Below are 12,659 nucleotides of genomic sequence, written 5' to 3'. Positions count from 1 at the left end.
ACAAAACGGCGTCAGATAAACACCCACACGCCGAGGCCCATGGCGAGAAGCGTCAGGATCGGCGTGGTCATGCCGAGTTTCGGCAGCCATGAAGGCGGCGGTGTGCCTGCCTTGGCGGCGCGACGGCTGACCTGGTAAATTGCCAGGATGACGCCGAGCAGCACCAGCGCCACAACCAGCTTGAGCGTGTAGGCCGGCCCGAGATTGGCCAGGTCGTAGCGCAGCAGCCACAGCGCCAGGCCGCTTAGCCAGATGAGCACGATACCCGCAAGGCCAAACGTCGCGAAATGCGGCCGCAAGGCCATGAGTTCGGGCGAGGGCGCACCGGCGCGCCTTGCCTGCCGCGCGACTACCATGGTCCCGAAGCCGGCGGCAGCACCCAGCATGAGCCCAAGAATGTGCAGGAACTTCAAGACGAAATTGACGGTCAGGTCCATGGCGCGCTCCCCTTCGAGCGGACTGTGACCAGCCGACCCGCTGTCGTCAAGCGTGCGAGCCTATTCGTCGCTGGTGTCCCGTGGTAGCGCCTCGGCGACGATGCCGCCCCGCATCAGCGTGGGCAGCGCGTCTGATGTCCAGGACGGTGCCTGACGTTCTGGCTCACTTGCTTCTGCTGGCGTGACCGAAGCAACGTCTTCCTTGGTCTTCGGAATGGCGTCAGCGCCGATTGCGGTGACGGAGGCGCTCAACGCGAACCTCTCGTCCTCCGATGGCTCTTTTTGCGCCGATACCGGCTGAGCCTCGATCGCCTCGGCCACCGCTTCTCCCATCATGACGATGGATGGCGTGGACTCCGGGGCGCCGACATCGATGAAGGATGACGCGTGCGACGGCCCAAGGGCCGATGCCGACAGGATCAACATGGAAGAAAGGCCCCTGGCCGGAACTCGATACATTTTTCGCCACCTGCCATACGCACACACCACAAGTGTTCATGATCGCATGCGCGCATTAACAAGCACTTGCCGCCATCGCAGGCCCGGGTTAGGCAACCTACCTTCAGACGCGAACCGACGGGGAGCCGTTATTGGCCCGCATATTGCCGCTTGAAGCAGCACTAGAACCGGCTCTCGACCTTCTCGAGGCAGGGCAGGTGATCGCGATCCCGACGGAGACCGTCTACGGGCTTGCCGCCGACGCCACCAATGGCGAAGCGGTGGCGCGCATCTTCGAGACCAAGGGACGACCGCATTTCAATCCGCTCATCGTCCATGTCTGCGACATGGCGATGGCCGAGACGATCGCCCAATTCGACGAGACGTCGAGACGGCTTGCCGAAAGCTTCTGGCCCGGTCCGTTGACCCTCGTCCTGCCGTTAAGGGATGGCCACGACATCCATCCGCTGGTGACAGCCGGGCTCAAGACCGTCGCGCTGCGGATGCCGATCGGTTTCGGCCGCGACGTGATTGCAAGGCTGCATCGTCCGCTGGCCGCGCCGTCTGCCAATACCTCCGGGCGGATCAGCCCGACGAACGCAAAGGCCGTCGATGACGATCTCGGCGCGAAGATCGGGCTGGTCGTCGACGGTGGGGCAACCAACATCGGCGTTGAATCGACGATCGTGAAAGTCGCGGATGACGGTGTGCGCATCCTGCGTCCGGGCGGACTTACGGCTGAGCAGATCGGCGACGTGCTCGGCCTGGAGCTCGGGCGGGGCGGCGGTTCGGGCATCGAAGCACCCGGTATGCTGGCCTCGCACTACGCGCCTGATGCCGCCGTGCGGCTGGATGCGTCGGAGGTGCGCCAGCACGAAGCCTTGCTCGCGTTCGGTCCACACCGCGTGACAGGCGCGGAGACGGCGACCGCGATGCTGAACCTGTCGCCCACCGGAGACCTGGGCGAAGCGGCAGCCAATCTCTACGCCCATCTGAAGGCGCTCGACGCGGTCGGCGCGTCGGCGATTGCCGTCGAGCCTATCCCGTTGGACGGGCTCGGCGAAGCCATCAACGATCGTCTGCGCCGGGCCGCCGCGCCACGCGGCGACGACATTTTACCGGAGTAGGCCATCGTCATGTCCAGTTCCGCCGACGATCAACCAGTGCTGGATCGCTTCGCCGCAATCGTCGGCGACGCCTATACTTTTCGGCTGCCCGCCGATATCGAGCCATACGTAACCGAGCGGCGTGGTCTGTGGTCCGGCAAATCCGCGATGGTGCTGAGACCGGGCAGCGTCCAGGAGGTGTCGGCGATCCTGAAACTCGCCAGCGAAACGGGAACCCCGATCGTGCCGCAGGGCGGCAACACCGGCCTCGTGGGCGGGCAGACCCCGGACGACAGCGGGCGCGAGATCGTGCTGTCCCTGTCCAGGCTCAACCGGATACGCGAGATCGACATCGCTTCGAACACGATCACCGCCGAGGCCGGCGTCGTGCTGCAGTCCCTGCATGACGCGGCCGACAATGCAGACAGGCTTTTTCCGCTGTCGCTTGCGTCCCAGGGCTCGTCGCAGATTGGCGGCAACCTGTCGTCGAACGCGGGCGGAACGGCCGTGCTTGCCTACGGCAACGCGCGTGAACTGTGCCTCGGTGTTGAGGTCGTGCTTCCAACCGGTGAAGTGCTGGACGACCTGCGCAAGCTGAAGAAGGACAACACCGGCTACGACCTGAAGAACCTGTTTGTGGGGGCCGAGGGGACGCTGGGCGTGATTACGGCAGCCGTGCTGAAACTCTATCCGAAGCCGAAAGGGCGAGAGGTCGCATGGGTCGGCCTCCAAAACCCCGAGCAGGCGCTGAAGCTGTTTGCACTTGCCAGCGAGCGTGCGGGCGCGAGCCTGACGGCCTTCGAGCTGATGATCGACATGTCGCTTTCCTTCGTGCTCAGGCACTTCGCCGCCGCCACAGCGCCGCTGTCGGGCGATCATCCGTGGCACGTGTTGTTGGAAATTTCGTCGGGACGTTCAGCGGAGGATGCGCGAGGCCTGCTGGAGGAGATTCTCGGCGAAGGGCTGGAGAGCGGCCTGCTGGACGACGCCGCCATCGCGGCAAGCCTCGGTCAGGCGGCCGCATTCTGGAGTTTGCGCGAATCGATGTCGGAAGCCCAGAAGCCCGAAGGCGCCTCGATCAAGCACGACATATCGGTGCCGGTGGTTTCCGTGCCGGAGTTCATCGACGCCGCCTGGCGTGCAGTGCAGAAGGTGGAGCCGCGGGCACGACTCGTCTGTTTCGGCCACATGGGTGACGGCAACCTGCACTACAACATTTCGCAGCCTGAAGGCGGCGATCCCGAGGCTTTCCTCGCGCGCTACCGCGAAATCAACAAGGTGGTTCATGATGTGGTGCGTGCCCTCGACGGATCGATCTCGGCCGAACATGGCATCGGCAGGCTGAAGCGCGACGAACTGATCGCGACGGCTCCTCCGGTGGCGATCGATCTCATGCGGCGCATCAAGCGCGATTTCGACCCCGCCGGCATCATGAATCCGGGCAAGGTGATTTAGGGGATTTTTACCCGGGTTGACGGAGCGTTGCAGCGGGTCGGAATTCGATAACCATGCGCTGAGGCGAGAAAGCCTTAACCCAGTTTCTTAAGCGCCTCGGAAAGGAGCGCCGTCTAATCTCTCACCCATAACGAGGCGGGACAAACCGCCCGCGAGGGACCGGAACACCGGCTCTCAGGAGAGACAGGAAGGCGCAACGATGTATACCAAGCTGAAGCCCGTCTGGGCCGGCTGCGACATGCGGCTCGATCCGTTCCGGCTGCCCCAGGCCGTATCCTACGCCACGCAGGACGATCTGGGGGACGTTACCTTCACGATCGACCATCGTGGGGCGACGGTCCGCCGCATTCTGAAGAACAGCGGCCTGCCGGTGAGCGTCGCGCTGCCGGCCAAGGCATTCAAGGGGGTGGCGGCGCGCGCCATCGAGCACGACGATCGTACCGTGACGATCACGCTGGAATTGCTGCACAATGACCCGCAACTCTCGGTGCCTCTTCTGGTCGCCAGCGACCTCGACGATGTCGCCGCCGACTGGCGCGCGTGGGCCGAGGCCTATCGCCTGCCGATGCTCCTGATCGAATCGGATGGCGTCGCGCGCACATTGGAGGAATCGCTCGGCTTCGTGCGCAAGTCGCCGCCACAGGAGCGCCGCAAGGGCCAGGTCTCGCGCCAGCGTCGACCGCGCTTCCTCGCCCGCCGCAAGACCGGACATCTCGGCGTGCGCATGGTGGTGGACGGCGAGGAAATCATCGCGCGCCGCTGAGGGGCGTTCAGAAGCTCGGGCTGATGGTGGCCCACACGCCGCCGCCGGCCAGGCCGAGAAATATCAGCCAGCCGACCATCTTGTTTGAGTGGAAAAGCTTGAGGCACTGATCAGGGTCGTCGATGTCGAGGACCTTGATCTGCCTGGCCATGTGCGCTCCCGCCGCCAGCAGCCCCGCGAGTGCCGGCATCGGAACGGCCGCGTTTGCAAACGCGACAACGAAGAACAACAATGCGCCGCCATAAAGCGCGATGAGCCATTGCTTGGTGCGGTCGCCGAACAGCCGCGCGGTCGAGCGGACGCCGACAAGCGCGTCGTCCTCCTTGTCCTGATGAGCATAGAGCGTGTCGTAGCCGATCACCCAGAGGATCGACCCGAAATAAAGCAGAAGTGGCGCGAGCTCCAGCGACCCGAAATGTGCGGCCCAGCCCATCAGCGCACCCCATGAAAAGGCGAAGCCGAGGAACAGTTGCGGCCAGTCGGTGAAGCGTTTCATGAACGGGTAGATCGCGACCGTCAGCAATGATGCCAGCCCCACCAGCACGGCGAACCAGTTGAACTGAAACAGCACGACCGCGCCGACCAGGCATTGCAGCACGAGGAACGTCCATGCCTGCCGGACGGTGACCTTGCCGGAAGGCAGCGGCCGGGACCGCGTGCGCGCCACCTGCTCGTCTATGTCCTGATCGACGATGTCGTTGTAGGTGCAGCCTGCCCCGCGCATCGCGATGGAGCCGGCCAGGAACAGGAACAGGTGCCAGGGAGACGGCAGGACGTCGAGAAGCGGCGCACCCGGCCGGGCATGCGCGGTGGCGGCCATCCCAGCCGACCACCAGCAGGGCCACATCAACAGCCAGAAGCCGATCGGCCGGTCCCAACGCGCGAGCTGCGCATAGGGCCACAGGGAGGGGGGAAGCATGCGGTAGACCCAATGGCCGGTCGGCGCATCGGCGACACGCCCGCGGGATTCCTTGGACTGGATGTTTTCCATGGTTTCTGAGTGGCAGCGCCCGGCGCGGGCGTCAAGACGCTGTGATGCCGCGATCAATCCATGCCCCAGGACAGACCTAGCGCCTCTGCCGCTGCCTTCAGACGGCGATCACGGGTCCACAAGGTTACGTTGCTCAACATCGCCGAAGCGAGCAGATGTGCATCGATATAGCCGACGCCAATGCCATGCAGTTTGTGTCTGCTAATCAGTTGCAGCACTTCCGCTTCATTTGCGGCAAGTGCGGCGGGGAGACCGGCCATGTGGCCTAGGACGGCGTTGCGGTCACGCAGATTGCCAAGCGCAATTTCGCCCAGGACAAACGGATGCATCAATACATGACCGTCCTGAAGGGCAGATGCCAGAGCTGTGTCGCCATGATTCAAATGATCGACCCACACCGAGGTATCGACCAGCGGCATGGTCTAAGCCCTGCGGCGTTGAGCGGGTTCGAGGTCCGGTTCGGTGCCGCCCAGGCGCGCGAGTCGGCGTGCGCTCTCGCGCTCGATCAGCGCCGTAAACGCCTCGCGTACGAGCGCGGATTTCTCCTTGATGCCGGTCAGGGCTTGTCCCTTTGCGACCAACTCTTCGTCCAGATTAATGGTGGTGCGCATAAGCTCTCCCGATTGCGTCAAACATGGCATCAGATGATGCCCTTATCAATGCTAGCACGCCTACGGAAATTGCACTTCTTGACCATGGCCGCTCGGCACCCTACCGGAGATCGTGATGAACATTTGGCGGGAATCGGCGACATGAACGTACTCCTTATCGGGTCCGGCGGGCGCGAGCATGCGCTGGCATGGAAGCTTGCCGCCTCTCCGATGCTGACGAAGCTCTTTGCCGCGCCCGGCAATCCGGGCATCGCTGAGGAAGCCGAATGTGTGGCACTGGATGTCGGCGACCATGACGCGGTGACCGCCTTCGCCAGGGAGAACGCCATCGACCTGGTGGTTGTAGGGCCGGAAGCGCCGCTGGTGGCGGGTCTCGCCGATGCGCTCGCCGCGGCCGGCATTCGCGTCTTCGGACCATCTGGCCAGGCAGCCCAATTGGAGGGCTCCAAGGGCTTCACCAAGGACCTCTGCGCACGATTCGACATTCCCACCGCAGCCTATGGCCGCTTCAACAATGCCCCCAAGGCCAAGGCCTACGCGCGTGGCGTCGGCGCGCCGATCGTGGTCAAGGCTGACGGACTGGCGGCAGGCAAGGGGGTTACCGTCGCCATGACACTAGACGAGGCCCTGGATGCCATTGACGCATGCTTCGAGGGTGCGTTTGGCGCGGCCGGTGCAGAAGTCGTCGTCGAGGAATTTCTTGAAGGCGAGGAGGCGAGCTTCTTCTGTCTGTGCGACGGCGTGAACGCGCTGCCCTTCGGCACGGCGCAGGATCACAAGCGCGTCGGCGAAGGGGATACCGGGCCAAATACCGGTGGCATGGGTGCCTATTCGCCGGCGCCGGTGATGACGCCGGAACTGACGGAGCAGGTCATGGCGGAGATCGTCCGCCCGACTCTGGCGGGCATGAATGAGATGGGTATTCCCTTCAAGGGCGTGCTCTTCGTTGGTCTGATGATCACGACGGAGGGTCCGAAGCTCATCGAATACAATGTCCGCTTCGGCGATCCCGAATGCCAGGTGTTGATAATGCGTCTCAGGGACGATCTGCTGGTGCTTCTCAACGCGGCAGTCGACGGTCAACTGGGCCACATGTCGGCACGCTGGCGCGATGATGCGGCCCTGACGGTTGTGCTCGCGGCGAAGGGCTATCCGGACAACCCGCAGAAGGGCAGCAGCATTTCGGGTATCCGCGAAGGCGAGTCCGATGGCGTCAAGATATTCCACGCCGGTACCCGGCGCGACGGTGACACGCTCGTGGCCGCTGGAGGGCGGGTTCTCAACGTCACCGCGCTCGGGGCGACCGTGACCGATGCTGGCCGCAAGGCCTATGCCGCCGTCGACGATATCGACTGGCCGGACGGATTTTGCCGCCGCGACATCGGATGGCGGGCCATCGAGCGCGAGCGGTCGTAGCTTCGAAGCGTTGGTCCTCACTCGGATTTCTCGTCCAATTTCACGCAGCTGGTCAGCCGCGAAAGTTTGACGCTTACGTAAAAAGGAACTAGCTCTTGCGTTGACTGACAGGCTGCCGTCACGGCGGCGCGGACGGGATGGAGGACGTTCATGTATCGGGCACCAGTTGAAGAAATCGCACACACGCTGAAGCACGTGACGGGCGTCGGTCCGGCGCTGCAGGACGGCAGGCTCGGCGATCTCAGCGAGGACCTTCTTGACGCCATCCTGACCGAGGCTGGGCGCTTTGCCACTGAAGAGATCACGCCGATGCGCCGCATTGGTGACGAGCAGGGCGCCACGCTGAAAGATGCTGTGGTGACGACACCGGAAGGCTGGAAGGAACTCTATCAGCGCTGGATCGAAGGCGGCTGGAACGCGTTGACGGGCCCCGTCGCGCATGGCGGGCAGGGCCTGCCGATGTCACTTGCGATCGCCACGTTCGAGATGTGGAATTCCGGGTCGATGTCATTCGCAATCGGACCCACGCTGACGATGGGCACGATCGAGGCGCTGGAGAAGCACGCCTCGGAAGAACTAAAGGCCATCTACCTCGACAAGATCGTGTCCGGCGAGTGGATGGGCACGATGAACCTGACGGAACCGCAGGCGGGATCGGACCTTGCCGCACTCCGCACCCGAGCCGAACGCGCGCCCGACGGAACCTATCGGATTTTTGGCCAGAAGATATTTATTACCTATGGCGAGCACGATCTGACCGACAACATCGTTCACATGGTGCTGGCGCGCCTGCCGGACGCGCCTGAGGGAACGCGCGGGATTTCGCTGTTCCTGGTGCCGAAGTTCCTTGTGGAAGAAGATGGCTCGCTCGGCGCGCGCAACGATCTCTTCTGCGCCTCCATGGAGCACAAGCTCGGCCTGCACGGCTCGCCTACCTGCACCATGGTCTATGGCGACGGCTTCTCCAAGGACAGGGAGCCCGGCGCGGTCGGCTGGCTGATCGGCGAGGAAAACAAGGGCCTCGCCTGCATGTTCACGATGATGAACAATGCGCGCCTTGCCGTCGGCATCCAAGGCGTGGCGATCGCCGAGGCAGCCTACCAGAAGGCGCTGGCCTATGCGCGGGACCGAACGCAGGGCAAGGCCGCCGATTTTTCCGGCAAGGGCATGGCTCCGATCATCCATCATCCGGACGTGAAGCGTAACCTGCTGACCATGAAGGCGTTGACGCAGGCCGCGCGCTCGATCTGCTATTCCTGCGCCCATGCGATTGACATGGGACGCGTCAGCGACGGTGACGAGGCGGCCCGCTGGCAGGAACGTGCCGGACTTCTGACGCCGATCGCCAAGGCATTCCCGACCGATATCGGCGTCGACGTCGCCTCGATCGGTGTGCAGGTGCATGGCGGCATGGGCTATATCGAGGAAACCGGTGCCGCCGCGCTGCTGCGCGACTCGCGCATCGCGCCGATCTACGAGGGCACCAACGGCATCCAGGCGATTGACCTCGTCATGCGCAAGCTGCCTCTCTCGGGCGGCGAGCAGGTGAAGGGTTTCATCGCCGAGTTGCGGGCCGAAATCGAAGGGCTTCGCAAGTCGAATGCGGGCGGCTTCGGCAAGACGGCGGATAAATGCGACACCGCGATCGATGATCTGGAGGAAACGACCGCGTTCCTCCAGCAAGCGGTCGCCGATGGTCGCCATGCCGAAGCGCTTGCCGGCGCGACGCCGTATCTCCGCCTGTGCGGGCTTGCTGCCGGCGGCGCATGGCTGGTGCGTGGCGCGCTTGCCGGCGAAGACGCTGGCCGCATCGCGCTAGCGCGCTTCTATGCCGAAAACCTGATCGACGAAGCATCGGCGCTCAAGCGCAGGGTCATCGATGGTGGTGCAAGCCTTGCCGCAGCCGACGCGGCGCTGGCGTCCTGAGGGAGAGAGTACCGATGAGCGAGCACATCCAGGTTGAGCGCAACGGCGCGGTCCAACTCATCCGCATGAACCGTCCGGAAAAGAAGAACGCCATAACGCGTGCCATGTATGCCGCAATGGCGCGCGCGCTGGCCGAAGGCGATGCGGATGAGAGCGTGCGCGTCCATCTCATCCTCGGCGTAGCGGGCGCGTTCTCGTCGGGAAACGACATGGCGGATTTCATGGCGGTGGCGACGGGCGCTGAGGGTGGCACGGAAGTCTATGATTTCCTGATGGCGCTCGCTGGCGCCGCTAAGCCGATCGTGTCGGGCGTCGACGGCATCGCGGTGGGAATCGGTACCACCATCAATCTTCACTGCGATCTGACGCTGGCGACCCCGCGCACGGAATTCCGCACCCCATTCGTCGACCTCGGCCTGGTGCCGGAAGCCGGATCGAGCCTGCTTGCGCCTGCCATTGTCGGACGCCAGCAGGCATTTGCCTTGCTGGCGCTGGGAGAGGGCTTTTCGGCCGAGCGCGCCAAAGCAGCAGGTCTGATTTACGACGTCGTTGCGGAAGATGAACTCGAGGCGGCCGCGCTGGCGGCGGCTGAGCGCATCGCCTCAAAGCCGCCTGAGGCGCTGAAAATCGCCCGCGACCTGATGCTGGGCGATCGCGCCGCATTGGTCGCGCGGATCAAGGAGGAAGGCGTGCATTTCCGTGCGCGTCTGAAGTCCGACGAGGCCCGCAACGCGTTCATGGCGTTCATGAGCAGGAAGAAGGGCTGACGTCGGCCTACGGATACAGCCGCGTCTTTTTCCAGCCTTCGCCTTCTGCATCGAACTTGACCCGGTCATGCAGGCGGAATGGCCGGTCGTGCCAGAATTCGAGCTGTACCGGCCTGATTCGAAAGCCCGACCAGTGTGCGGGGCGGGGAATCTCCCCGATCGCGTAGCGCGCCGTGTATTCGGCTACCGCCTTTTCCAGCGCGAACCGGCTTTCAAGCGGCCTCGACTGTGCCGAGGCCCAGGCGCCGATGCGGCTGCCGCGCGGCCGCGACGCGAAATAGCTGTCGGCTTCTGCATCCGTGACACGCTCGACCGGGCCGCGTACCCGCACCTGACGGCGCAGGCTCTTCCAGTGAAAACACATCGCCGCCTTCATCGACGCCAGGATCTCCTGCCCCTTGGTGCTGTCATAATTGGTGTAGAAAACGAAGCCCTGTTGGTCGAAGCCCTTCAGCAGCACCATGCGCACGTTCGGCAGGCCATCGGGGTCGACGGTCGCGAGCGCGGTTGCATTGGGATCGTTGGGTTCAGATTGCGTGGCATCCTCCAGCCACTGCGCAAACAAGGCATAGGGCTGCGCGCTTTCTGTGAAATCACCATCCGTTAACCTTGATTCAGGCATGATCGATCCTCGGACATGTGTCGAACTGACGGGAGAATGCCGATTGGCGCGCAAGGCGCAAGCATTCGGTGGATGGGGCAGGCGGCTTTTCCTTTGGTTCAGCCCGCGCATGCTCGTGCCCATCGTCACCTGCGTACCCCTTGTTGCTTGCGGGACGAGCAGCTTTTCGATTGAGGATGCGGTCCCGGATCGCTCGATCGTGACCGGCTCGATTTCCCAGGATGCGCCTCCAGAGATTGACGCCGTGCGGCTTTCGGACGAAGCGACGATTCGCAACGCGGTGTCTTCCGCGATCGTCGATGAGGTTGGTCCGGACGGCATCGGCTGGGCAAACGCGGGCACGGGATCACGCGGCTCGATTCGCCAGGTGCAGGAAAACCGACAGGACGGCTATCTCTGCCGCCAGTTCGTCGCCTCTCGCGAGAGTTTCGACGGCATCCACCTTTTTCGGGGCGAGACCTGCCTGGGACCCTCCCGAATCTGGGTGATGAGGGCCTTCGACGCGGTGGAATAGTGGCTGAACGGCTTGCCCGATCTGGAATTTCTTCCTAGCAGTACGCATATTAGCCGTGAGAGAAAATTCCATTTCGGCAGACAGGACACGATGCGCGATCCCTATGACGTATTGGGCGTTGCGAAGAACGCCTCTGCGAAAGACATCAAGTCGGCGTTCCGCAAGCTCGCCAAGAAATATCATCCGGACCAGAATCCGGACGATCCGAAGGCCAAGGACCGGTTCGCCGAGGTGAACCAGGCCTACGAGGTCGTCGGAGACGAAACGAAGCGTGGCCAGTTCGATCGCGGCGAGATCGACGCTGGCGGCAAGCCGCGCTACGCGAATTTCGGCGGCGGCGACGGCGGTCCGTTCGGCGGCTTCCGACAGTCCGGCGCCCGCGGCGGCCCAGGCGGCGCGCATTTCGAGTTCCGTTCCGGCGGACCCGGTGGCGATCCGTTCGGTGACGCTGGCGACATTTTCAGCGAACTGTTCGGCCAATCGTTCAAGCGGCAGGCAGGTGGTGGCCAGCCCGGCGGCGGCGCGCGTGCGACGGGCGGCTCCGACATCAACGTGTCGCTCGACGTCAGCCTCGAAGACGTTGCCCAGGCCTCGAAGGTCACCGCCGCCTTTCCAGACGGCCGCAAGCTCGGCATCAAACTGCCGGCCTATGTCGAGGACGGCCAGACGATAAGGCTGAAAGGACAGGGAGAAGCTTCGCCCTTCGGCCAGCCTGGAGACGCTCTGGTCAAGGTTCGTTTTGCGAGGCACCCGCTCTATCGCGTGGAGGGCCGCGACCTGCATGTCGATGTGCCCGTGCCGCTTGCCGATGCCGTGCTCGGCGCCAAGGTGCCTGTCGACACGCCCTATGGCCGCCTCGCGCTGTCCATTCCCGCGTGGTCGAGTTCGGATCGCGTGCTGAGGCTGAAGGGCAAGGGCCTGCCATTGAAGGCAGGTGGACATGGCGATCTCTACGCCCATCTCCGCATCATGTTGCCGGAAGGCGGCGATCCTCGCCTCGAGGCGCTGATGCGCGAGGCAAATCCGAAGGCGGCCTGACCCGATCGAGGCGCCGCGGTTTCAATGACGGGCTATGCCGGAGGCTGGATGAACCCGCCTTCCGGCGCATCATGGGGCACGTTCCAGCCGAAATAGACCTCCACCTCGACGATCTGGCCCTCGCGGATCGTCAGCGCCTCGGTGTTGCGAAACCGTTTTCCATCCTGGTTCGTGCCTTCATAGGTGACCAGCACGACGTCGCCGTCCCGCACGATCCTGACGAACTCGAAATCCGTGATGAAAGCGCTGTTCGGCCAGCAGCGCTCGAAATACGCGGTGCGGTCGATCCGATTGTCCAAAGGGCTGGTGAAATGGAAGTCGGGTGCGATCACCCTCTCGATCGCCTCGCGATCGCTTGCCGCATAGGCAAGCAAGCAGGCTTTCGCCACTGCAACGGGATCGGGATCGTCGGCTGGTTGTAGTGGCATGCTCAGCTTTCTCCCGCGCGTCCTTCACGATGAATCCATGTCAATGCTATCAAAACTGATTGCATAGAACAATCAGTTTTGGCGCTTCGAAAACTGAGGACCGCTAACGGCCGCGATCCTTGTCTTCTTGAACGCGCTCTGCGCCTG

General features: G+C 63.7%; 15 protein-coding genes. 8 read left to right on the top strand and 7 right to left on the bottom strand.

Features of this window, described 5'->3' with window-relative positions; translation table 11 throughout:
• Window positions 1-11 precede the first annotated feature (11 nt).
• Both AAFN84_RS07605 and AAFN84_RS07600 read right to left on the bottom strand, forming a co-directional pair.
• Window positions 12-437 (bottom strand): hypothetical protein, encoded by a 426-nt coding sequence (locus AAFN84_RS07605; protein ID WP_347513961.1) that lies wholly within the window; start codon window positions 435-437, stop codon window positions 12-14.
• A gap of 60 nt (window positions 438-497) precedes the next feature.
• Window positions 498-896, bottom strand: a complete 399-nt coding sequence (locus AAFN84_RS07600) for a hypothetical protein (protein WP_347513960.1) — start codon at window positions 894-896, stop codon at window positions 498-500.
• 131 nt (window positions 897-1,027) lie between these two features.
• Here AAFN84_RS07600 and AAFN84_RS07595 point away from each other — a divergent pair, with 131 nt between their 5' ends.
• The 3 genes from AAFN84_RS07595 (at window position 1,028) to AAFN84_RS07585 (ending at window position 4,199) form a co-directional block, all read left to right on the top strand.
• Complete coding sequence (locus AAFN84_RS07595; RefSeq protein ID WP_347513959.1) at window positions 1,028-2,002, top strand: L-threonylcarbamoyladenylate synthase; 975 nt, start codon at window positions 1,028-1,030, stop codon at window positions 2,000-2,002.
• Window positions 2,003-2,011: 9 nt separating this feature from the next.
• Window positions 2,012-3,436: an FAD-binding oxidoreductase gene (locus AAFN84_RS07590; protein ID WP_347513958.1), complete on the top strand. Its 1,425-nt coding sequence runs from the start codon at window positions 2,012-2,014 to the stop codon at window positions 3,434-3,436.
• A 199-nt stretch (window positions 3,437-3,635) separates the two neighbouring features.
• Complete coding sequence (locus AAFN84_RS07585; protein WP_347513957.1) at window positions 3,636-4,199, top strand: DUF6101 family protein; 564 nt, start codon at window positions 3,636-3,638, stop codon at window positions 4,197-4,199.
• Between the two features lie 7 nt (window positions 4,200-4,206).
• On the opposite strand, the gene ubiA is transcribed toward AAFN84_RS07585, so the two are convergent.
• Genes ubiA through AAFN84_RS07570 form a run of 3 tightly spaced genes read right to left on the bottom strand, consistent with a single transcriptional unit; the run spans window position 4,207 to window position 5,801 of the window.
• A complete protein-coding gene (gene ubiA / locus AAFN84_RS07580; protein ID WP_347513956.1) occupies window positions 4,207-5,190 on the bottom strand; it encodes a 4-hydroxybenzoate octaprenyltransferase in 984 nt (327 codons plus the stop codon).
• Window positions 5,191-5,243: 53 nt separating this feature from the next.
• On the bottom strand, window positions 5,244-5,609 hold the full coding sequence (locus AAFN84_RS07575; protein ID WP_347513955.1) for a PIN domain-containing protein: 366 nt from the start codon (window positions 5,607-5,609) through the stop codon (window positions 5,244-5,246).
• A gap of 3 nt (window positions 5,610-5,612) precedes the next feature.
• A complete protein-coding gene (locus AAFN84_RS07570) occupies window positions 5,613-5,801 on the bottom strand; it encodes a type II toxin-antitoxin system VapB family antitoxin (protein WP_347513954.1) in 189 nt (62 codons plus the stop codon).
• Between the two features lie 141 nt (window positions 5,802-5,942).
• Between AAFN84_RS07570 and purD the strand changes: the two genes are divergently transcribed.
• The 3 genes from purD to AAFN84_RS07555 all read left to right on the top strand — a co-directional run bounded on the left by purD (window position 5,943) and on the right by AAFN84_RS07555 (window position 9,910).
• Complete coding sequence (purD, locus tag AAFN84_RS07565) at window positions 5,943-7,217, top strand: phosphoribosylamine--glycine ligase (protein ID WP_347513953.1); 1,275 nt, start codon at window positions 5,943-5,945, stop codon at window positions 7,215-7,217.
• A gap of 150 nt (window positions 7,218-7,367) precedes the next feature.
• Window positions 7,368-9,143 (top strand): acyl-CoA dehydrogenase family protein, encoded by a 1,776-nt coding sequence (locus tag AAFN84_RS07560; RefSeq protein WP_347513952.1) that lies wholly within the window; start codon window positions 7,368-7,370, stop codon window positions 9,141-9,143.
• Window positions 9,144-9,157: 14 nt separating this feature from the next.
• Window positions 9,158-9,910, top strand: coding sequence for a crotonase/enoyl-CoA hydratase family protein (locus AAFN84_RS07555; RefSeq protein WP_347513951.1), 753 nt, complete (start codon window positions 9,158-9,160; stop codon window positions 9,908-9,910).
• 7 nt (window positions 9,911-9,917) lie between these two features.
• Here the strand turns inward: AAFN84_RS07555 and pdxH are convergent, their stop codons facing one another.
• A complete protein-coding gene (gene pdxH / locus AAFN84_RS07550; protein ID WP_347513950.1) occupies window positions 9,918-10,532 on the bottom strand; it encodes a pyridoxamine 5'-phosphate oxidase in 615 nt (204 codons plus the stop codon).
• On the opposite strand from pdxH, the gene AAFN84_RS07545 reads away from it, so the two are divergent.
• Both AAFN84_RS07545 and AAFN84_RS07540 read left to right on the top strand, forming a co-directional pair.
• Window positions 10,531-11,046 carry an RT0821/Lpp0805 family surface protein gene (locus AAFN84_RS07545; RefSeq protein ID WP_347513949.1) on the top strand — a complete coding sequence of 172 codons (516 nt, stop codon included), beginning with the start codon at window positions 10,531-10,533 and terminating at the stop codon, window positions 11,044-11,046. The genes pdxH and AAFN84_RS07545 overlap by 2 nt on opposite strands.
• A 90-nt stretch (window positions 11,047-11,136) precedes the next feature.
• A complete protein-coding gene (locus AAFN84_RS07540) occupies window positions 11,137-12,084 on the top strand; it encodes a DnaJ C-terminal domain-containing protein (protein ID WP_347513948.1) in 948 nt (315 codons plus the stop codon).
• A gap of 32 nt (window positions 12,085-12,116) precedes the next feature.
• Here the strand turns inward: AAFN84_RS07540 and AAFN84_RS07535 are convergent, their stop codons facing one another.
• Window positions 12,117-12,512: a nuclear transport factor 2 family protein gene (locus AAFN84_RS07535; RefSeq protein WP_347513947.1), complete on the bottom strand. Its 396-nt coding sequence runs from the start codon at window positions 12,510-12,512 to the stop codon at window positions 12,117-12,119.
• Between the last annotated feature and the right edge of the window lie 147 nt (window positions 12,513-12,659).

Origin of the sequence: Mesorhizobium sp. CAU 1741, from assembly GCF_039839275.1 — a bacterium.
Taxonomy (GTDB): Bacteria; Pseudomonadota; Alphaproteobacteria; order Rhizobiales; family Rhizobiaceae; genus Aerobium.
This window is presented reverse-complemented; position numbering and strand designations above follow the sequence as displayed.